Raw genomic sequence first — 19,497 nt, forward strand, 5'->3', positions numbered from 1 at the left:
CGGTCAGACCACCGCGCCGGCGCGGTAGCCCACGCCCCGGACGGTCGAGACGATCTTGGGGTTGTCGGGGTCGATCTCGACCTTCGCGCGCAGGCGCTGCACGTGCACGTTCACGAGCCGGGTGTCGGCCTTGTAGTGGTAGCCCCACACCTGCTCGAGGAGCATCTCGCGCGAGAACACCTGCTGGGGCTTGGATGCCAGCGCCACGAGCAGTTCGAACTCGAGCGGCGTCAGGGCGATCGCGTCGTTGCCGCGGCGCACCTCGTGCGCGGCGACGTCGACGACGACGTCGCCGACCCGCAGCGTCTCGCTGTCGGCGGCGGTGCCGGGGCGCAGGCGCGTGCGGATGCGGGCGATGAGCTCCTTCGGGTTGAACGGCTTGACGATGTAGTCGTCGGCGCCCGACTCGAGCCCGCGCACCACGTCGGCGGTGTCGGTGCGTGCCGTCAGCATGATGATCGGCACGCCGGATTCGGCACGGATGCGGGTGCACACCTCGATACCGTCCATTCCGGGCAGCATGAGGTCGAGGAGCACGAGGTCGGGGCGCTGTGCGCGCCATTCGTCGACGGCGGCGGCGCCGTCGGCGCAGAACACGGGCTCGAACCCCTCGGTTCGCAGCACGATGCCGATCATCTCCGCGAGCGCGGTGTCATCATCGACGACCAGGATGCGAGAAGTCATGGGGGCGGATACGTCCTTCGAGTCGGCGGGATGCCGCAGCGCGCAACGGGGATGCGCACCAATTACAGTATCGGACCCTCCTGACGGCGCGCCGTGCAGTGCCGTGTCGACACATTCCGACGCGGATCACGCGCACGGGGCTGGCGAGGGCGCACAATCGCGAGCAGAGACCACTCGAACGAGAGGACCCACCGTGAGCACCGACGACCCCCGCCCCGACATCCCCATCGACCCGACCGAGATCGCGGCACGGCGCTGATCGCCGCGAACAACGGCCTCGCCGCCAACGGCTTCCCGGTCGGCGTCGGCTACGTCGGCGTCGCCCTGGCCTTCGGCCTGACCGTCGTCGCGGGCGTGTACGCCTGGGGCCCGATCTCGGGCGGCCACTTCAACCCCGCCGTCACCCTCGGCCTCGCCGCGGCGGGCCGGTTCCCCTGGCGCGAGACCGTCGGCTATCTCATCGCGCAGGTGGTCGGCGGCGCGCTGGCGACGAGCGTGATCGTGCTGGTGGGGCTCTTCGGCCCCGACGGCTGGCTCGCGACCGCGCAGGACGGCGGCTTCGCGAGCAACGGCTTCGGCGACCACTCCGCCGGCGGGTTCGGGCTCGGCGCGGCGATCACCGTCGAGATCGTGCTCACCGCGATCTTCGTGCTGGTGATCCTCGGGGTGACCCACGCGACGCGCGGCACGCCCGCCCTCGCGGGCCTCGCGATCGGCCTCACCCTGACCCTCATCCACCTCATCTCGATCCCGGTCGACAACACCTCGGTGAACCCGGCGCGCTCGATCGCGGCGGCGATCTACGGGGGGACGGATGCCCTGGCACAGCTCTGGGTGTTCATCCTCTTCCCGATCGTGGGCGCACTCCTGGCGGGGTTCGCGCACCGCGCGCTGTTCGAACGCACCAACATCTGAGCGAGCGGCCCTGCCCGAGCGGAGGGCCGCGCACAGGCGAGGGCCCGCCCCCGGATCGTATCCGGGGGCGGGCCCTCGAGGTGTCGCTCGGAGCGCAGCCGCGCTCAGCGGTGCAGGTCGAACCGGTCGAGCTCGGTGACCTTGCCCCACGCGGCGGCGAAGTCGCGCACGAAATTCTCGGCCGCGTCGTCCGAGGCGTACACCTCGGCGAGCGCGCGCAGCTCGGAGTTCGAGCCGAACAGCAGGTCGACGCGGGTGCCGACGCCGACCTTCTCGCCCGAGCCGTCCTTCGCCCCGGCGAACGCGTGCGAACCCGGGTCGAGCGGCTTCCACGTCGTGCCGAGGTCGAGGAGGTTCACGAAGAAGTCGTTCGTGAGCACGCCCGGGCGCTCGGTGAACACGCCGTACGGCGAGCCGTCCCAGTTCGCGCCGAGCACGCGCAGACCGCCGACGAGCACCGTCATCTCCGGCGCGGTGAGGGTCAGCAGGTTCGCCTTGTCGAGCAGGTGGTACTCGGCGGGCATCTCCGCGAGGGGGCCCTGGTAGTTGCGGAACCCGTCGGCGGCGGGCTCGAGGTAGGCGAACGACTCGACGTCGGTCTGCTCCTGCGAGGCATCCGTCCGCCCCGCGTGGAACGGGACCTCGACCTCGACGCCGGCGTCCGCCGCGGCCTTCTCGACCGCGGCGTTGCCCGCGATGACGATGAGGTCGGCGAGCGAGACCGGCGTGCCCGCGGCATCCAGGTCGCTCTTGATGCCGCCGAGGACGCCCAGCACCTTGTGCAGCTGGGCCGGGTTGTTGACCTCCCAGTCCTTCTGCGGTGCCAGGCGGATGCGAGCGCCGTTGACGCCGCCGCGCTTGTCGCTGCCGCGGAACGTGGATGCCGCGGCCCAGGTCGTCCCGACGAGTTCGGCGACCGTCAGACCCGACTCGAGCACGCGGCGCTTGGCCTCGGCGACGCCGGCGGCGTCGATGAGGTCGGCGGACGGCGCCGGCACCGGGTCCTGCCAGAGGAGCTCTTCGGCCGGGACGTCGGAGCCGAGGTAGCGGGCGATCGGGCCCATGTCGCGGTGGGTCAGCTTGAACCAGGCGCGGGCGAACGCGTCGGCGAAGGCCTCCGGGTCGTCCTTGAACTTCCGGGAGATCTTGTCGTACGCGGGGTCCATGCGCAGGGCCAGGTCGCTCGTGAGCATGCGGGGCTCGCGACGGCCGCTCGAGTGCGCCATCGGCACCATGTCGGCGCCGCCGCCGTTGATCGGGCGCCACTGGTGCGCGCCGGCGGGGCTCTGGAACAGCTCCCACTCGTAGGCGTAGAGGATGTGGAAGAACTCGTTGTCCCACCGGGTGGGGTGGTAGGTCCAGGTGACCTCGAGGCCGGAGGTGATCTGGTCGTCGCCCTTGCCGGTGCCGTTGTTGTTCTTCCAGCCGAGGCCCTGCATCTCGAGCCCCGCCGCCTCGGGGTTGTCCTCGAGGTTCGAGTCGGGGGCCGCGCCGTGCGTCTTGCCGAAGGTGTGACCACCGGCGATGAGGGCGACGGTCTCCTCGTCGTTCATCGCCATGCGGCCGAACGTCTCGCGGATGTCGCGCGCCGAGGCGAGCGGGTCGGGGTGACCGGCCGGACCCTCGGGGTTGACGTAGATGAGGCCCATCTGCACGGCCGCGAGCGGGCCGTCGATCTTGCGCTCGCCCGAGTCGCGGGTGTAGCGCTCGTCGCCGAGCCAGGTCGTCTCGGGGCCCCAGTACACGTCGTCGTCCGGCTCCCAGACATCCGCCCGGCCGCCGGCGTAGCCGAAGGTCGTGAAGCCCATGTTCTCGAGCGCGACGTTGCCGGCGAGGATCATCAGGTCGGCCCACGAGATCGACTGGCCGTACTTCTTCTTCACGGGCCAGAGGAGGCGGCGCGCCTTGTCGAGGCCGACGTTGTCGGGCCAGCTGTTGAGGGGCGCGAAGCGCTGCTGCCCGGCGCCGCCGCCGCCACGACCGTCGGTCACGCGGTAGGTGCCGGCGGAGTGCCACGCCATGCGGATCATGAGGGGGCCGTAGTTGCCGAAGTCGGCCGGCCACCAGTCCTGGCTGGTGGTGAGCGTCTCGGCGATGTCCTTCTTCACCGCGGCGAGGTCGAGCGCCTCGAACGCGGCGGCGTAGTCGAAGTCGCCGCCCAGCGGGTTCCGCGACTCGGGGTTCTTCGCGAGGATCTTGATGTTCAGCTGGTTCGGCCACCAGACGCGGTTCGCCGAACCCGACGTGGGGTGCGGCTGCGCGTGGATGACGGGGCAGGTCGCCGCCTCTTCGGCGAAGGCCTCGTCGGTGTCGGTCACGGTGACGGACTGATCGATGTCGGTCACGTCCTCGCCGATGCCGGCGGCGGACGGGTCGTTCTCGGTCATGGTTTTCCTTCCTGGGGGCGGTCGAGGGTCAGGCGGCTGCGGCCGCGCACGAGGGGCAGAGCCCCCAGTACGTGACCTCGGCGGAGCTGAGGGTGAACCCGTGCGCATCCGACGGGTGCAGGCACGGCGCGTGGCCGACGGCGCAGTCGACGTCCTGCACGGCGCCGCACGAGGTGCACACGATGTGGTGGTGGTTGTCGCCGATGCGCAGCTCGAAGAGCATCGCGTGGCCGGCCGGCTCGATGCGGCGGACGATCCCCGCGTCGGTGAAGTCGCCGAGGGCGTTGTAGACGGACTGGATGCTGGCGCGCGGCATCCGCTCCGCCACCGCCGCGTGCACGGCGTCGGCGCTCGCGTGCGGGAGGCCGCGGAGCGCGTCGTACACCGCGAGGCGTGGCTCGGTGACCCGGAGGCCGGCGGCGCGCAGGGCATCGGATGCCGAGGCCACGACCGCTGCCGCGGGTTCGGGTGCGCGCAGATCGGTCACGCCTCCAGCGTAGCGCATGATTTGATCAGTTCAAAAAAGGCGAGGTCAATACCGGTAGTGACGAACGACGGATGCCCCGTCGCGTTGCCGAGGTTCAGCAGCCGCCCCCCGGAGAGCACGAGGATGCTCGCGCCGCCCGGTTCGTGTACAGCTCGAGCTGGGCGAGCACCTGGTTCGTGAACGAGGCGCTCATGACGAACGACGGATGCCCCGTCGCGTTGCCGAGGTTCAGCAGCCGCCCCTCGGAGAGCACGAGGATGCTCGCGCCGCCCGGCATCCGGTACTCGTGCACCTGCGGCTTGATCTCGATCTTCTCCACGCCCGGGATCGCCTCGAGGCCGGCGATGCGGCATCCGGCCATTGTCCCACGCGGGGCCCCGGTGATCCGGAGTGTGTCGGGACGTCTGCGACGAGGCGCGGAGCGTCGTCCGGCTAGGCGCGGAGCGTCTCGTGGCGGACGACGAGCCAGCCCTTCGGCACCGACAGGCGGTCGGTGTGGATCGCGCAGAGGTCGTGGGCGTGCGGGTCGCCCGACGCCCCCAGGGGCCCGACGGCGGCCATCTGGTCGCCGTAGTCGTAGGTGAGGGTGGTCACGGCTTCGCGGGCACACCCGACTTTCGAGCAGAGTCTCGTACGCATCGGCTCCACGCTAACCGCGACCCGTGCCCCCGCGGCGGAGCCGCGCCGCAGAGGTCCCCGCTCCCGCCCCGGCCCACCGCTCTAGACTGGGGGCATGGTCAGGCGGCGCGCGACGAGCACCCCGCGCCGGCGTCCCTCCCGGCACGGCCGGCACGGGCGCGAGGACCGCAGCCCCGTCGTCCGCCCGCCGCTGCTGGCGCTCGAGACCCGCGAGGAGCGGTTCGATTTCGCCGTGGGCACCGCGGCGGAGTTCTTGCGCAGCGCCTGGCCGGAGCTGCGCGAGGTGCGGTTCGAGGTCGCGGCGATGCCGCCGGCCTCCGACGACGACGGGATCCCGCGCTGGAGCGTGCACACCGAGCACCAGCTGATCGTGCTCTACCGCCTGCCGATCGAGCGGCTCAGCCACCTGCACCGCGAGGACGAGCTGCACCGGCGCATGATGATCGAGGGCGCGGTCTTCCGCGCCGCGGCCGAGTACCTCGACCGCGACCCGTGGGATCTCGGGCCGGAGCGGTTCCGCTACTTCTGAGCCTGACGCGGTCCGCGCGCCGCGCGCGTCAGCGCGGGTAGACCCGGATCGCCGACTCGGCGGCGTCGCCCGACGGCACGGGGTAGCCGGCGAGCGACCCGGTGCCGCTGTAGCTCACCGCCGCCCGCACGGGGGCGTCGGCGCGGACGCGGTAGGTCGCGTTCGCGGTGACCGGCACGCTCACCGAGCCGCCGGCGGCGAGGCGCAGCTGATCGTCGCCGCCGCCCGCGGCGCCGCTGTCGAGGGTGACGACCTGTTCGGTCGCGCTCGTGACGGTGAGCACGGCTCCGGGGCCGGCGGCCACGGCGACGAGCGTCTGCGCGGCGAGCTCCGGCGCGGGCGTGTACCAGGCGAAGTCGCTCCCGGCCGCCGATCCCGTCGTCGACCACACCGCGCCCGTGACGGGCGTGGTCGCCTCGACGCCGACCGTGTACGTGCCGATCGCGAGGCCGCTGAGATCGAGCTGCAGGGGCACGCCCGCCGCGACCGGGATGGTCTGCGTCTGGGCCGTCGTGCCCGAGCCGCCGCTGCCGACCGCGCCGCCGCGCACGGTCACGGTCGCCGTGCCGTCCGTCGACGGGGCCACGAGCCGCAGATACGTCGACACGTCGCTCGCGCCCGCCTCGCCAGGGGCGACGGTCACCGTCACGCCGGGGATCACGAGAGTCGTCGCGGGAGCGGCCACGGCCGCGGACTGGTCGATGCCGATCGGGGCGAGCACGCGGGTGAGGCTCGACTGCAGGGCGGCCTGCACGGGAGCCTGGGCGGCGGTGACGCGCACGACGGGGTTCTCCTCGCCGAGCGCGAGGGCGGCGAGCGGCACGACGCGCTGCGTGCCCGCCGGGACGACGATGCCCTTGCCCGCCGCCGGCTGGACGAGCCCGGATGCCCCGTAGACGCTGAGGGTCACGAGCGAGGCCACGTCGCCCGGGTTGGCGAGGACGACGAGGTCGGCCGACCCGGTGGTGCCGGTTCCGGTGACGAGCCACGACTCCATCTCGGCGCGCGTGCACGCCGACGCGGCGAAGCCCGTCGCGTCGTCGGCGCGGACGGTCGACGACCCCGCGGCGGCGAGATCGACCCGGTCACCGCCCGGGCTCGGCGGCGCGGTCAGCGACGCGGGCCCCGCACCGCCCGACACGTCGGGGGCGGCGAGCGTGGCCTCGGCCACCTCGCCGTTCGCCGACGAGGCCGCGGTGACCGCTTGCGGTGCGGCATCCGTCAGCAGCGAGGCCTGCGTGGCGTCGCGACCGCTCGCGAGGAGCGGCCCCGCGCACGTCGCGACCGACGCCGCGGCGGGCGGCTGCGCCGACACCTCGACCGTGTCGCGGGTGAGTCCGGGCAGGTCGAGCCAGATGAGGCCGGCGGCACCGACGAGGGATGCCGCGGCCACCACCCCGCCGATCACGAACCCGGCGGTGCGGGCGGCCGAGAAGCGGCTCATGACTCGTCTCCCTCACGGTCGGTCGGCGCCGATTCGACCGGATCGGACGCGAGCGATTCCGGCCCGAGCGGATCGGACGCCACGTGTTCCGGCTCGACCGGCGTGCCCGTCGCCGTAGCCGGCGCGACGCTCGATGCGGCCCGCATCCGCGCCCGCGGCGCCCGCCGCGACAGCCCGACGATGCGCGGGCGCCGGCGGGCTTCGGCGAGCGAGCGCCGGGTGGGCAGGGCCAGCAGCAGCGCGACGATCACGATGCCTGCCTGCAGCAGCCCGACCCGCCAGGCCGCACCGTCGTCGTCGGCGCTACGCGCGGTGACGTCGGCGGTGATGCGCCAGAGCTTGCCCTTGGCGGTGTCGCCGACGATCTCGAGGTCGTCGCGCTGATCGAGCGAGGTCTCGGCCTGCCGACTCATGCCGGTCGCCGCATCCACCCCCGCGTCCGTGCCGACGTCGGCGCCGCCGAGCAGCACGTACGCGACGCCGTGCGCGGCGAGGTCGCCGACGACGGGGCCCTCCGGGTCGGCGATCAGCTGGGCGGCGTAGCGGGCGGTCAGTTCGTCGCCGGGGTCGGCGGAGAGCCGCGCCGAGCGGAGCGTGGACTGCCCGCCGAGGGAGGCGGTCTCGCCCCAGACCACGTCGGTGACGACGGCGCCGTCGGGGGTCGGAGTGAGCACGAAGGTCGCCGTCGAGAGGCCGCCGCGGCCTTCGGCCTCGACGTACGCGGGAAGGGTGCTCGAGGTCGACTCGGTGATCGCCGCCGTGCCGCGCAGCGGCGCGGTGAGGGCGGGCACGGCACTGACGGCGAGGGCGACCATGACGAGCGTGCCGAGCACGGTGCGCAGCGGCGGCCGCGCGGGCAGCGCGTCGAGCGCGAGCACGGCGGCGCACACCACCGCCAGCCAGTAGAGGCTCAGCGCGGCGCCCGGCCACAGGGTCACGATCTGCTGGGCATCGGATGCCACGGCGATACCGATCGCCGCGAGCGCCGTGCCCAGCCCGGCGAGAGCGGCGATGGCGAGCACGACGGCGGGGAGCGTGCGGCCGATCACGGGAGCGGCGAGCGCGAGCACGAACAGGGGCGCGACGAGCAGCAGGCTCCACGTCGACACCGGCAGGCCGCTGAGCGCCGCCCAGCCGTCGCCCCCGGGGAAGCCGAGGCCGAGCGCGAGCCGGCGACCGAGATCGGTGCCACCCGAGTCGGCGAGCGGCACGCCCGGATCGGCGAGGAGGCTCCAGAGGTCGCCCGTGCGCACGCGATGCCAGAGGAGCGGCGCGAAGACGACCGCCGTGGGCACCGCGAGCCAGATGATGCGCGCGATCCCCCGGCCGCGACGGAGCGCCGCGGTGAGCACGATCCCGATGATCCACACGATCGCGAGGGCGGGGCCGACGCTCGGGGCGCAGGCGACGACGCCGACCGCGACGATGGATGCCACGCCGGCGGCGCTCCACGACCGCTGCGCGACGGCGCCGGTCCAGACGAGCCACGGCAGCAGCAGGTGCGCGATGACGACGGTGGGTCGACCCGAGATCAGCGCGTCGAGGAGGCTCGGGGCGAGCGCCCAGGCGACAGCCGCGACGGCGCGCAGGAGCGCGCGGTCGGTGAACCGGGTCGCGGCGAACCATCCGCCGAGAGCGGCGAGCGGGAGGGCGAGCACCCACAGCACGACGATGGTGCGAGACGGCGCGGCGGGCCAGAGCGAGCCGAGGAGGGCGATCACCGCGCTCCACGGGTCGGCGGGACCGGAGCTGTCCCAGCCGAGCGGGCGCAGGCCGTACGAGGCATCCGCCCACAGTCCGCCGAGGGTCGCGCGCATCGGCGCGAGGGCGCCCCCGCCCAGCACCGGCCAGGCGAGGAGCGAGAGGAACGCGATCACCGAGACGACGAGCGCCGCGAGCACGACCCATGCTCCGCCGCCGCTGAAGAAGTGCAGGTCGCCCCGGCCGGTGCCGGCGGGCACGTCGTCGTCGAGGCGGTGGCGCAGCTCGGTGCCGGTCACCCGGAGCGGCGCGAGCTGCGCCCACGAGGCGGCGCGCTCCTGGCGGATGCCGCGACGGGTACGGGCGACGGCGCCGGGACGGACGGCCGCGGTGACGGCGGCGCCCCACTCGGAGAGGGTGCGGGCGGGCCGCTTGCCGAGGATCGCCCCGAGCGAGCGCAGCACCGCGAGCGGCAGCAGGCTCAGCCAGTGCAGCGGCACGACCGCGGCGGGTGCGTAGCTCAGGCGCCGGTGCAGCTGCGCGGTGCGCTCGGCGCAGGCGGCGCGCACCGGCGACGGCCCGGAGCCGGCGATCGCGACGATCGCGGTGGGCGCGAGCGCGACGCGACCGCCGCGCAGCCGGGCGCGGATGCCGAGGTCGAGGCCTTCGTCGGCGCCCGCGAGCGCCCGGTCGATGCCGCCGAGCCTCCGCCACGCGTCGGCGCGCACGAGGATGCCGCGCACATCGGTGCCGAGCACGTCCTCACCGGCATCGTGCTGACCCTGGTCGTGCTCGCCGTCGGCGAGGCCGACCGTGCGGCCGTACCGCGTCACCGACACACCGAGCGAGACGATGCGGTCCTTCTCGTCGGCGCGCACGAGCTTGGGGGCCGCGAACGCGACAGAAGGGGCGGTCTCGAGGGCGCCCGCGAGGCGTGCGAGGGCGTCGGGGTCCGGGATCGTGTCGTGGCTGAGCACCCAGACCGCGTCGCCGTCGAGTCGGTGCGAGCCGAGCGTCAGCGCGTCGGCGAAGCTCGTGCGGCGGTCGGCGGAGATCACGGCCTCGGCGTGCGACGCGGCGGCGACGGCCTGCACCGAGGCATCCGCGTCGCACAGCACGATCGTCAGGGCGTCGACAGGGCGCGACTGTGCGCGGAGCGCGGTGAGCGTCCGTTCCAGATGGATGTCGGCGGCCACGCGCCCGTCGGGGCGCACGACCAGCAGCGCGTGAACTCGGGCGGGCATGACCTGGTCAGCCTAAGCGCGCCCGCCCCGCACCCGTCCCCGCGACACGGCCGCCGCCGCAATCGTCGGTGCGTGCACGGGGGCGCGCGGGCGACGGATCAGGCGCGTCGCTTGAGCTTGCGGCGCTCCCGCTCGCTGAGCCCGCCCCAGATGCCGAAGCGCTCGTCGTTCTGCAGCGCGTACTCCAGGCATTGGTCGCGCACGTCGCACGTGGTGCAGATGCGCTTGGCGTCGCGAGTCGAGCCGCCCTTCTCCGGGAAGAACGCCTCGGGATCGGTCTGTGCGCACAGCGCGTCGGCCTGCCAGGCCAGGGCGCTGTCCTCGTCGGTCGCGGCCGGCCGCCTGACCCCGGGAACCCCGAGGTTGACCGGATCGACGAACCAGTTCTCGGGAACTCCGGAACGGTAACCCGTCATATCGTTCTCCCCACTGATTCCCCTCACGCCGGTGCGCGTGTTCGAATAATTACACCGCTGTCATTCGCTCGGGTCAAGTCGCAGATCGTAAACCCTCAAGGCGTCCCTGAACCTTCACCCGCAATCCGACCGGCGTGTCGCGCCCATCGGCGCGGGGAGTCAGGCCTCTACGAGGGCGCCGGGCTGCGCTACGAATGCCTCGCCGGCGCCGGCGAGCACGACCTCGCGCACTCCCCCGCCGACGTACACCGCGTCGCCCGGGGCGAGCGCGACCCGCTCGTCGCCGTCTTCGACGCTCACCTCGCCCGCCGTGGCGAGCACGATCGCCGCGCCGCGGAGCTGCACGGCGACGGGGTCGCCGGCGAGCTCGACGCGTGTGAGGGCGAAGTCGGGGACGGGAGGCGCGAACTCCGCGGCAGCGCCGGTCTCCCCCGCCCTCGATGACACGGCCCGCGGGGCGACGAGCGGCGCGGGGCCGACCGTCGGGTCGAGCACCCGGAGCAGTTCGGGCACGTCGACGTGCTTGGGCGTGAGCCCGCCGCGCAGCACGTTGTCGCTGGCGGCCATGAGTTCGACGCCGAGGCCCGACTGGTAGGCGTGCAGCACGCCGGCGGGCGCGAACAGCGCCTCGCCGCGGTGGAGCACGACGAGGTTCATCAGCAGGGCGACGAAGAGCCCGCGGTCGCCGGGGAAGTCGGATGCCGCGGTGCGCAGCGCCTCGATCTCGGGCGCGAACTCGGCATCCGTCGCCCGCGCGAGATCGCCCGTGAGCTCGTCGACGTCGGCGGGGGTCGCCTCGGTGAGCGCCCACTCCAGCGCCCCGCGCACGGCCCGCTCCGGGTCATCGCCCGCGAGGAGGGCGTCGAGGCGCGTGAGCGCGGGGCCGTCGCCGAGCGCCGCGATCAGGCGGCGCGTCGCGGCGAGGTCGCGGATGCCCACGAGGGCGCGGAACTCGTCGCTCAGCGCGACGATGACCTCGGGCTTGTGGTTGTCGTCGCGGTACAGGCGATCCGCGGCATCCCGCGGGATGCCCGCCGCCTCCTCGCGGGCGAACCCTTCACGGGCCTGGGCGCGGGTGGGGTGCGCCTGGATCGACAGCGACGAGCCCGCCGCGAGCAGCTTCAGGAGGAACGGCAGCCGCGGCTCGCCGGCGGCGCTCAGCGCCGCGTCGAGCGTGCCGCCGCCGGCACCGACCACGTCGGAGGGATCGCCCGGGTGGTCGCCGTACCAGATCTCGGCCTCGGGCGACCCGGTTGGCTCCCGTCCCTGCAGGCGGGCGATCAGGTCGGTGGAGCCCCACGAGTAGTCGCGCGGGGTGTTCGAGATCGGGATGAGCATGCCCTCAGCCTAGGACGCGCGCGCGATAGCCTGATCTGACCATGGTCGTCCACACGAAGCATCCCGTCGCGGCGCCGCCTTCGGCTCCGCTCCGCGAGACGACGGGCCACCTGCTGCTGCGCGGCTGGTGCATCTTCGTCATCGCGGCGGCCGTCGCCGGCACCTCCTGGCTGATGGCGTTCGGCCCCCTCGTCTCGGCGATCGTCGCCGTCGGCACCGGGCTCGTGTCGGGGGTGCTGTGGGTGATCCTGCGGCCCGAGGTGCAGTGGCGGCGCCTGCCCTGGTTCGCCGTCCTGTACGTCGTGTGGGCCGTGGCATCCCTCCTCTGGAGCGCGTACCCCTCGGCGACGGCGCTGACGCTGCTGCTCCTGCTCACGACGACCGTGCAGGCGATGTTCGTCGGCGCGGTGCTGACCTGGCGCGAGCTGATCCGGGCGATCGCGTCGGCGCTGAAGTGGATCCTGGGGCTGTCGATCCTGTTCGAGCTGTGGGTCTCGCTCGTCTGGGGCGGGCCGATTCTGCCCGGCTTCGTGCGGCCCGAGGCGGGCGTGCACTACGACCCGATCGTGTACTGGTCGCGCGACAACCTCTTCGACGGCGGGCGCATCCAGGGGCTGTTCGGCAACGCGAACCCGCTCGCCTACGCGGCGCTGCTCGCGATGATCGTGTTCGCGGTGCAGTTCGCCTCGCGTGCGCCCCGGCGGACGCTGCTCGCCCTGTGGTTCCTGCTCGCCGCGTTCCTGTTCGTGCGCGCCGGGTCGGTGACGGCGTCGCTCGCGGCGGCGGCGGTCGTCGTGGTGCTCGCGGCGGTGCTGCTCATGCGCACCACCCGTCGGCCGGGCGGGCGCACCCGGTTCTACCTCGCCTACGCCGTCGTGGCGCTCGGCGGCCTGACGACGCTCTGGCTGCTGCGGGGGAGCATCTTCTCCGCGCTCGGGCGCTCCGCCGACCTCACCGGCCGCGAGACGATCTGGGCGGCGGTGTGGGAGCGCGCCGTCGAGCATCCCTGGCACGGCTGGGGCTTCTCGACCCCGTGGGTGCCGACCGAGCCGCACTTCGACGGCTGGATCGTCGACCACGGCGAGACGGTGATGCAGGCGCACAACATGTGGCTCGACGTCTTCCTGCAGCTCGGCGCCATCGGTGTCGCGCTCATCGCCCTGACGATGCTCGCGTTCGTATGGCGCTCGTGGTTCTTCGCGGTGGACCGCCCGCGCTGGGATCTCGTGGCGACCCGGCCGTACTCGCCGATCACGCTCGTTCCGACGCTGACCGGCGCGATCCTGCTCGTGCAGGGGCTCGCCGAGTCCGCGCCGCTGCTCGGCTGGGGCTGGCTGTTCCTCGTCATGCTGGCGTTCAAGATCAAGCAGGCGCCGCTCGTCGGCCGCGGCGCGTCGGAGCAGCGGCTCGTCGGGGAACAGGGCGAGTGGGAGCGGGCTCCGCGATGACGTCGGATGCCGGTGCGCCGGGCCGCTCCGGTGCGCACGGCGTCGCGGGTGCGCTCGAGCGCCTCGCGGCCTCGGCCGACTTCGCGCGGGCGTTCACGCTGACCGTATTCGCGACGCTCGTCGGGACGCACCTGATCGTCGCGGTGGCGGGTATCGTCACCCTCCGGACGATCATCGCGGGCCTGTGCGTCGTCGCCATCGGCATCCTCGTCGCACGCCGCGAGGAGATCTCGTTCCTCCGGCTCGTGCCGACGACGCTCCTGATGTTCACGACCTGGGCGTTCGCGAGCGTGTTCTGGAGCACCGATGCGTTCTCGAGCTTCTGGCGGTGGACGGCCATGGCGGCCGTGGCTCTCCTCGCCGTCACCATCGGGCACGTGCGCGACACGCTGCAGACCGTACGGGCGCTCGGCGACGTGCTCCGGGCCGCGCTGTCGGTCTCACTCGTGCTCGAGGTGCTGAGCGGGATCATCTTCGACACGCCGCTGCGCTTTCTCGGCATCCAGGGCAACATCGCCTCGTTCGGACCGATCCAGGGCATCTTCGGCACGCGCAACATGCTGGGGTTCGTCGCGGTGGTGGCGCTCATCACCTTCGCGGTCGAGATGCGCACCCACTCGGTGCGGCCCGGGGTCGCGGTGTTCTCGCTGTCGCTCGGCGCGGCGCTGGGGCTCTTGTCGGCGTCGCCGACGGTGCTGGTGCTCGCGGTCGTGGTGGGGGCGGCGACCGCCGTGCTCACCCTCGTGCGGGCGGTGCCGGCGGCGCAGCGCACGCGCGTGCAGTGGACGGTGGGAGCCGTCGTCGCCGTGGCATCCGTGGTGGTGTATCTGCAGCGCGCGCGCATCATCGACCTGCTCGGCGCGAAGGACGATCTGGCGATGCGGTCGAACCTGTGGGCGATGGCGCGGTACTTCTCGGCGCGGCGGCCCGTGCAGGGGTGGGGCTGGTTCGGGTCGTGGGATGTCTCCGAGCAGCCGTTCGCCTCGATCAACCAGCTGCTGTCGCAGCGGCACACGACGGCGCTCAACGCGTACGTCGACGTACAGCTGCAGCTCGGCTGGGTGGGGGTGCTGCTCGTGTGCGCGTTCGGCGGGCTCGCCCTCGTGCGGTCGTGGGTCGACGCGAGCCAGCGGCGCTCGGTGGTGTACGCGTGGACGCCGCTGATGGTGATCACCCTCGCCGTGACGAGCGTGTTCGAGTCGGTGGCGCTGTTCGGGCTCGGCTGGCTGCTGCTCGTGCTGTGCGCGGTGCGCGCCGGTCAGTCGCGGGGGTGGCGGGAGCGGCTGGGGGCGGGCGGCCCGCCGGCGACGGGCACGATCCCGACACTTCCGCCGGGGTAGAATCGCCTGGTCATGACGCTCCCCACTTCTCCGCGCCCTGCTTCGCGTGACGCGCCCTCCGCCGCGCCGTTCGAACCGTCGAGCGCGACGATCGCGGTCGTCACGTTCAACCGCTCGGCACTGCTGACGCGGCTGCTCGACTCGATCGTCGCGATGGACCCGAAGCCCGGGCACGTCGTCATCGTCGACAACGCGTCGACCGACGACACCACCGAGGTCGTCGAGTCGTACCGCGAGCGGATCGGCGCGTCCGGAACCGAGATCGTCTACCGGCGCCTCGACACGAACACCGGCGGGTCGGGCGGGTTCAGCGAGGGCATGCGCATCGCCTACGAGCTGGGGTCGACCTGGATCTGGGTGATGGACGACGACGTCGAGGTCATGCCCGACGGGCTCGCGCGCATGGGCGCGTGGGCGCCGCGGTTCAAATCGATCCAGGGCCGGCGCTACGACTTCGACGGCAGCGAGTTCTACTGGCAGTACCGCATAGCCGAGCGTCTCGGCATCCCGATCCCGTTCGCGCCGAGCGGCTTCGACGCGTCGGGCTACAAGGAGATGAATTCGGGCTGCTTCGAGGGGATGTTCATCCACCGCGACATCGTCGGCCGGATCGGCCTGCCCGACCCGCGGTTCTTCATCTACTGGGACGACCAGACCTACGGCTGGCTCGCCTCCCGGGTGACGACGTCGGTGATCGTGAACGAGTTCGTGCTGCGCCGCACGCGCGAGATCAAGCAGTGGGACATGGGCATCCGCCACATGAACGCGTCATCGGATGCCTACCGGTACTACATCATGCGCAACCGCGCCCTCATCAAGCAGTACTACCGCGCAGCCGGCGTCTACCACCCGGTGGCGTTCGGCCTCGGCACCGCCCTCACCTTCGGCAAGGAGCTCATCCGCCTGCTGTTCGTGGAGCGGAAGGTGTCGGGCACCTCGAACCTCTTCCGCGGGCTGCGCGACGGCCGCAAGATCGCCCGGGACCGCGACTGGCAGCCGATGCCGGCGCTCGTGGGCGCCGAGGGCTGAGGTCCGAGCGGGCGGCGACTCAGCGGTTATAGTCGGCGTTGTAGGCGTCGAGGACGTCCGAGATCGGGGCATCCAGCTTCAGCGCGCCCTTGTCGAGGTAGAGGCCTCGCGTGCAGAAGCGGCGCAGGTCTTTCTCGTTATGGCTGACGAAGAACAACGTGCGACCTTCGGCGAGGAGCTCGTCGATGCGGCGATAGCACTTCTCGCGGAACGCCTTGTCGCCGACCGCGAGCACCTCGTCGACGAGAAGGATCGGCTCGTCGAGCTGCGAGACGACGGAGAAGGCGAGGCGCACCTTCATGCCGCTCGAGAGGTGCTTGTAGGGAGTCTCGACGAAGTCGTCGAGCTCGGCGAACGCGATGATGTCGTCGAAACGGCGAGCGATCGCCGTCTTCGACATGCCGTGGAGGCCCGCGGTCAGACGGACGTTCTCCCGTACGGTCAGGTCGCCGACGAAGCCGCCGGTGATCTCGATGAGCGGTGCCACTCCCCCGTGGACGGTGACCGATCCCTCGTCGGGCAGCAGGACGCCCGCGACAAGTTTCAGCAGCGTGGACTTCCCCTGTCCGTTGCGACCGACGATGCCGATCGCCTCGCCCTGGGCGACGTCGAACGTCACGTGGCGGAGGGCCCAGAACGCTCCCGGCCGCATGCGCCGCGCCGACCCTCCGAACAGATCCTTCAGGGTCCGACCACCGCGCCGACGACGGCGGAAGCGCACGCCGAGGTCGTCGACGCGGATGGCGAATTCCTCCCTCATCACAGCTCCTTCAGCACCGACGGCTCGAGGCGCCGGAAGACGAGAGCGCCGAGCACGAGGAAGGCCAGCGACATCGCCGCGGCGACGGACACCGCGAGCGGGTTCCATTCCTCGGGGAACATACCGGATCGGTAGAGCGTGAAGATTCCCGAGAGGGGGTTGAAGAGGGCGATCTCGTGGAAGGGCGAGGGGAGGTCGGAAAGTCCGTAGATGATGGGCGACGCATAGAAGAGGGCGCGGAGGATGAGCCGGGTGGTCCGCTCCAGGTCGCCCCACAGTGCGCACAGCGGCGCCACCAGCAGGCCGAGGCCGACGAGCAGCACCGCCTGCAGCACGATGCCGAGCGGGAAGAGCAGGATGAGCGGGTTCCACTGCACGCGGGGCTGCGCGAACAGCGCGAAGAGAATGAGAACGGGGATCGAGAAGAGGAACTCGATGCCCTTGCTGAGGACGATACGGCCCACCCAGATGGAGCGTGGGATGGCCGTGGAGCGGACGAGCTTGGCATCCTTCCGGAACGCCTTCGTGAAGTCGATGACCGATGCGTTGAACCATACCCAGGGGAGAAGCCCGACGAGCAGGAACACGATGTACGGCTCGCCGCCGATGCCGTCGCGCTGGAAGATCAGCGTGAACACGAACCAGTAGATCGCGCTCATCACGAGCGGATCGAGGATCGACCACAGATAGCCGAGCGCGCTGGTCGAGTAGCGCACCTTGAGGTCGCGCGCCGACAACAACCACAGCGAGTGGAGGTTGCGCCGGGCGGAGCCTGGGGCGCCGACGACGGCGGTGGTCACGGGTTCGAGTCTATGAGGTGCGCGTCAGGCGAGTTGGTTGTTCCACATCGAGAGGGCGGACCCGATGGCCATGTGCATGTCGAGGTACTGGTAGGTACCCAGGCGTCCGCCGAAGTGGACGTCCTGCTCGCCCTTGGCGAGGTCGCGGTAGGCGAGGAGACCTGCCCGGTCGTCGGGGGTGTTCACGGGGTAGTACGGCTCGTCCTCGCGCGTGGCAAACCGGGAGAACTCCCGCATGATCACGGTCTTGTCGGTCGGATACCGGTCAGCACGTTCGGGGTGGAAGTGCTTGAACTCGTGGATGCGGGTGAACGGCACCGCGGCATCCGCGTAGTTCATCACGCTGGTGCCCTGGAAGTCGCCGATCTCCAGCACCTCCTCCTCGAAGTCCAGAGTGCGCCACGACAACGCCCCCTCGGTGTAATCGAAGTACCGGTCCACCGGCCCGGTGTACACGACGGGCACCTGGCCGACGGTGGCCTTCTTGTTCAGCGGCTGCGACTCGTCGAAGTAGTCGGTCGACAGCTTCACTTCGATGTTCGGGTGATCTGCCATCCGCTCCAACCAGGCCGTGTACCCGTCGGTGGGGAGACCCTCCCAGGTGTCGTTGAAGTACCGGTTGTCGTACGTGTACCGCACCGGGAGACGGCTGATGATCTCCGCCGGCAGCTCCTTCGGGTCGGTCTGCCACTGCTTGCCGGTGTAATCGCGGATGAACGCCTCATACAGCGGACGACCAATCAGACCGATCCCCCGCTCCTCGAGGTTCTGCGCGGTCTTCGGGTCGTACTCCCCCGCCTGCTCATGAATCAACGCGCGCGCCTCATCAGGCGTGTACGCCGCCTGGAAGAACTGGTTGATCGTGCCGAGATTGATCGGCAACGGGAACACCACGTTCCGGTGATTCGTGTACACGCGGTGCACGTAGTTCGTGAACGTCGTGAACCGGTTCACGTACTCCCACACCGTCGCGTTCGACGTGTGGAACAGGTGCGCACCATACCGGTGCACCTCGATTCCCGTTGTCGGCTCAGCCTCACTGAACGCGTTCCCGCCGATGTGGTGGCGACGATCGATGACCGTGACCTGACGGCCCGCCGCCGCGGCCCGCTCAGCGATCGTGAGACCGAAGAAACCAGAGCCGACGATGAGAAGATCCATGGATAACGCCGTTCGTCGAGTGAGATGTGGGCGGGACACTGGCTCGGGAACCGGTCGACCGCTCGGAAGAGTTTAGCCCACGGCGTCACGGACGAATTCACGGGGCGCCATCGGTCAGCGGGCCTGCAGTCCGTCGAGTGTGTGAAACCTGCCCGGATAGACTCTTTCCATCAGGCTGACGCTGGCGAGATCACACCGCCCCGACCGCTTCCTCGCTCCCCAAGGCGCCATCGAGAGGGCAGACGCATGACCGACACGATCGATGTGATGCTGCCGTACTTCGGCGACAGCGCCCACTTCAGGCTGGCGGTGCAGAGCGTTCTTTCGCAGACATTCACGCGGTTCCGTCTCGTCTGCGTAGAGGACGCGAGCCCGGAAGGCGATGCCGGAGAGTGGATCGATTCGCTCCACGATCCACGTGTCGTCCACGTGCGCAACGAGCGCAATCTCGGCGTCGCCGGAAACTTCACGCTGTGCCTCGCGCTCGTCGAAGCCGATCACTTCGTGATGATGGGCAGTGATGACCTCATGCTCCCAAACCATCTCGAAGTCCTCGACGCTGCTCGCAGGCGCTACCCCGAGGCGGATCTCATCCAGACGCGCGTGGAGATCATCGACGACGAAGGACGGCCGTCTCGTCCGCTCCCCGACATCGTCAAAGCAGCGCTCCGTCCACGCACGAGGCGGCGCGACAGAGAACTGCAGGGCGAGTCCTTCGCGTCCAGCCTCACGCGCGCCGACTGGGCCTACTTCCCTTCGCTCCTCTGGCGGACCGAACGAGCACGCCGTCTGGGCTTCGATCAGCGCTACGCGATCGCGCTCGACCTCGGCCTGATCCTCGATATCGCTCTCGACGGTGGCCGAATGGTCATCCTCGACCCCCTCACCTTCCGGTACCGTCGCCACCGCGCATCCGCGTCGATGGCGGCGGCGCGTACGGGCGAGCGGTTCGCGCAGGAAAGAGAGTTCTTCCTCGCATACGCGCTCAGATTCCAAGAACACGGGTGGACTCGGGCAGCCCGAATCGCTCGCCATCACGTCGTGTCGCGCCTCAACGCGGCGAGCGAGGTTCCCGGAGCCCTCCTCCACCATCGCGATGGTGGAGGAGCGTCTAGGCTTCTCTCCCATGCTTTCCGGTGACCCGCCCGGTCGGTCGACCGACCGGTCATCGGCAT

The 19,497-nt window shown here is 71.4% G+C and carries 17 protein-coding genes and 1 pseudogene; 6 read left to right on the top strand and 12 right to left on the bottom strand.

Features of this window, described 5'->3' with window-relative positions:
• Window positions 1–3: 3 nt before the first annotated feature.
• Window positions 4–684 carry an MtrAB system response regulator MtrA gene (gene mtrA / locus FHX68_RS08130; protein ID WP_141379907.1) on the bottom strand — a complete coding sequence of 227 codons (681 nt, stop codon included), beginning with the start codon at window positions 682–684 and terminating at the stop codon, window positions 4–6.
• 255 nt (window positions 685–939) lie between these two features.
• Between mtrA and FHX68_RS08135 the strand changes: the two genes are divergently transcribed.
• Entirely contained in the window at window positions 940–1,599 is a 660-nt protein-coding gene (locus tag FHX68_RS08135) for an aquaporin (protein ID WP_141379959.1), read from the top strand.
• 104 nt (window positions 1,600–1,703) lie between these two features.
• On the opposite strand, the gene katG is transcribed toward FHX68_RS08135, so the two are convergent.
• The 4 genes and pseudogenes from katG to FHX68_RS08155 all read right to left on the bottom strand — a co-directional run bounded on the left by katG (window position 1,704) and on the right by FHX68_RS08155 (window position 5,112).
• Complete coding sequence (katG, locus tag FHX68_RS08140) at window positions 1,704–3,986, bottom strand: catalase/peroxidase HPI (RefSeq protein ID WP_141379906.1); 2,283 nt, start codon at window positions 3,984–3,986, stop codon at window positions 1,704–1,706.
• 28 nt (window positions 3,987–4,014) lie between these two features.
• Window positions 4,015–4,473 (bottom strand): Fur family transcriptional regulator, encoded by a 459-nt coding sequence (locus FHX68_RS08145; protein WP_280525024.1) that lies wholly within the window; start codon window positions 4,471–4,473, stop codon window positions 4,015–4,017.
• A 136-nt stretch (window positions 4,474–4,609) separates the two neighbouring features.
• Window positions 4,610–4,819 (bottom strand): annotated as a pseudogene (locus tag FHX68_RS08150) (adenosylhomocysteinase); the annotation flags it as partial.
• 86 nt (window positions 4,820–4,905) lie between these two features.
• Complete coding sequence (locus FHX68_RS08155; RefSeq protein WP_141380229.1) at window positions 4,906–5,112, bottom strand: DUF3499 family protein; 207 nt, start codon at window positions 5,110–5,112, stop codon at window positions 4,906–4,908.
• A 94-nt stretch (window positions 5,113–5,206) separates the two neighbouring features.
• On the opposite strand from FHX68_RS08155, the gene FHX68_RS08160 reads away from it, so the two are divergent.
• Window positions 5,207–5,641 (top strand): metallopeptidase family protein, encoded by a 435-nt coding sequence (locus tag FHX68_RS08160; RefSeq protein ID WP_170214214.1) that lies wholly within the window; start codon window positions 5,207–5,209, stop codon window positions 5,639–5,641.
• 28 nt (window positions 5,642–5,669) lie between these two features.
• Here FHX68_RS08160 and FHX68_RS08165 read toward each other — a convergent pair whose 3' ends face one another.
• From FHX68_RS08165 to manA, 4 genes are all read right to left on the bottom strand, one after another.
• The gene (locus tag FHX68_RS08165; RefSeq protein ID WP_141380228.1) at window positions 5,670–7,085 is read right to left on the bottom strand and encodes a DUF5719 family protein; all 1,416 of its coding nucleotides are present in this window, start codon (window positions 7,083–7,085) and stop codon (window positions 5,670–5,672) included.
• Window positions 7,082–10,030, bottom strand: coding sequence for a glycosyltransferase family 2 protein (locus tag FHX68_RS08170; RefSeq protein WP_141380227.1), 2,949 nt, complete (start codon window positions 10,028–10,030; stop codon window positions 7,082–7,084). Before FHX68_RS08170 ends, FHX68_RS08165 begins: the two co-directional genes overlap by 4 nt.
• A gap of 98 nt (window positions 10,031–10,128) precedes the next feature.
• Window positions 10,129–10,446, bottom strand: coding sequence for a WhiB family transcriptional regulator (locus FHX68_RS08175; RefSeq protein ID WP_141380226.1), 318 nt, complete (start codon window positions 10,444–10,446; stop codon window positions 10,129–10,131).
• 159 nt (window positions 10,447–10,605) lie between these two features.
• On the bottom strand, window positions 10,606–11,784 hold the full coding sequence (gene manA, locus FHX68_RS08180) for a mannose-6-phosphate isomerase, class I (RefSeq protein ID WP_141380225.1): 1,179 nt from the start codon (window positions 11,782–11,784) through the stop codon (window positions 10,606–10,608).
• Window positions 11,785–11,825: 41 nt separating this feature from the next.
• Here manA and FHX68_RS08185 point away from each other — a divergent pair, with 41 nt between their 5' ends.
• Genes FHX68_RS08185 through FHX68_RS08195 form a run of 3 tightly spaced genes read left to right on the top strand, consistent with a single transcriptional unit; the run spans window position 11,826 to window position 15,601 of the window.
• A complete protein-coding gene (locus tag FHX68_RS08185) occupies window positions 11,826–13,232 on the top strand; it encodes an O-antigen ligase family protein (protein WP_141380224.1) in 1,407 nt (468 codons plus the stop codon).
• Window positions 13,211–14,572, top strand: coding sequence for an O-antigen ligase family protein (locus FHX68_RS08190; RefSeq protein ID WP_244926840.1), 1,362 nt, complete (start codon window positions 13,211–13,213; stop codon window positions 14,570–14,572). The genes FHX68_RS08185 and FHX68_RS08190 overlap by 22 nt, the downstream gene beginning before the upstream one ends.
• A 12-nt stretch (window positions 14,573–14,584) precedes the next feature.
• Entirely contained in the window at window positions 14,585–15,601 is a 1,017-nt protein-coding gene (locus FHX68_RS08195; RefSeq protein ID WP_141380223.1) for a glycosyltransferase family 2 protein, read from the top strand.
• 19 nt (window positions 15,602–15,620) lie between these two features.
• On the opposite strand, the gene FHX68_RS08200 is transcribed toward FHX68_RS08195, so the two are convergent.
• The 3 genes from FHX68_RS08200 to glf are packed head-to-tail and all read right to left on the bottom strand — an operon-like array spanning window position 15,621 to window position 18,322.
• The gene (locus tag FHX68_RS08200) at window positions 15,621–16,361 is read right to left on the bottom strand and encodes an ABC transporter ATP-binding protein (RefSeq protein ID WP_141380222.1); all 741 of its coding nucleotides are present in this window, start codon (window positions 16,359–16,361) and stop codon (window positions 15,621–15,623) included.
• A complete protein-coding gene (locus FHX68_RS08205; RefSeq protein WP_141380221.1) occupies window positions 16,361–17,161 on the bottom strand; it encodes an ABC transporter permease in 801 nt (266 codons plus the stop codon). The genes FHX68_RS08200 and FHX68_RS08205 overlap by 1 nt, the downstream gene beginning before the upstream one ends.
• A gap of 24 nt (window positions 17,162–17,185) precedes the next feature.
• Window positions 17,186–18,322 (bottom strand): UDP-galactopyranose mutase, encoded by a 1,137-nt coding sequence (gene glf / locus FHX68_RS08210; RefSeq protein ID WP_141380220.1) that lies wholly within the window; start codon window positions 18,320–18,322, stop codon window positions 17,186–17,188.
• 141 nt (window positions 18,323–18,463) lie between these two features.
• On the opposite strand from glf, the gene FHX68_RS08215 reads away from it, so the two are divergent.
• A complete protein-coding gene (locus tag FHX68_RS08215; RefSeq protein ID WP_244926841.1) occupies window positions 18,464–19,462 on the top strand; it encodes a glycosyltransferase family 2 protein in 999 nt (332 codons plus the stop codon).
• Window positions 19,463–19,497: the final 35 nt, after the last annotated feature.

The organism is Microbacterium lacticum (assembly GCF_006716815.1).
In the GTDB taxonomy this organism is placed as follows: Bacteria; Actinomycetota; Actinomycetes; order Actinomycetales; family Microbacteriaceae; genus Microbacterium; species Microbacterium lacticum.

Excerpts from the sequence above, each read along its gene's own strand:
- mtrA (WP_141379907.1), bottom strand. The coding sequence starts at position 684 with ATGACTTCTCGCATCCTGGTCGTCGATGATGACACCGCGCTCGCGGAG.
- katG (WP_141379906.1), bottom strand. The coding sequence starts at position 3,986 with ATGACCGAGAACGACCCGTCCGCCGCCGGCATCGGCGAGGACGTGACC.
- FHX68_RS08155 (WP_141380229.1), bottom strand. The coding sequence starts at position 5,112 with ATGCGTACGAGACTCTGCTCGAAAGTCGGGTGTGCCCGCGAAGCCGTG.
- FHX68_RS08160 (WP_170214214.1), top strand. The coding sequence starts at position 5,207 with ATGGTCAGGCGGCGCGCGACGAGCACCCCGCGCCGGCGTCCCTCCCGG.
- FHX68_RS08165 (WP_141380228.1), bottom strand. The coding sequence starts at position 7,085 with ATGAGCCGCTTCTCGGCCGCCCGCACCGCCGGGTTCGTGATCGGCGGG.
- FHX68_RS08170 (WP_141380227.1), bottom strand. The coding sequence starts at position 10,030 with ATGCCCGCCCGAGTTCACGCGCTGCTGGTCGTGCGCCCCGACGGGCGC.
- FHX68_RS08175 (WP_141380226.1), bottom strand. The coding sequence starts at position 10,446 with ATGACGGGTTACCGTTCCGGAGTTCCCGAGAACTGGTTCGTCGATCCG.
- manA (WP_141380225.1), bottom strand. The coding sequence starts at position 11,784 with ATGCTCATCCCGATCTCGAACACCCCGCGCGACTACTCGTGGGGCTCC.
- FHX68_RS08185 (WP_141380224.1), top strand. The coding sequence starts at position 11,826 with ATGGTCGTCCACACGAAGCATCCCGTCGCGGCGCCGCCTTCGGCTCCG.
- FHX68_RS08195 (WP_141380223.1), top strand. The coding sequence starts at position 14,585 with ATGACGCTCCCCACTTCTCCGCGCCCTGCTTCGCGTGACGCGCCCTCC.
- FHX68_RS08200 (WP_141380222.1), bottom strand. The coding sequence starts at position 16,361 with ATGAGGGAGGAATTCGCCATCCGCGTCGACGACCTCGGCGTGCGCTTC.
- glf (WP_141380220.1), bottom strand. The coding sequence starts at position 18,322 with ATGGATCTTCTCATCGTCGGCTCTGGTTTCTTCGGTCTCACGATCGCT.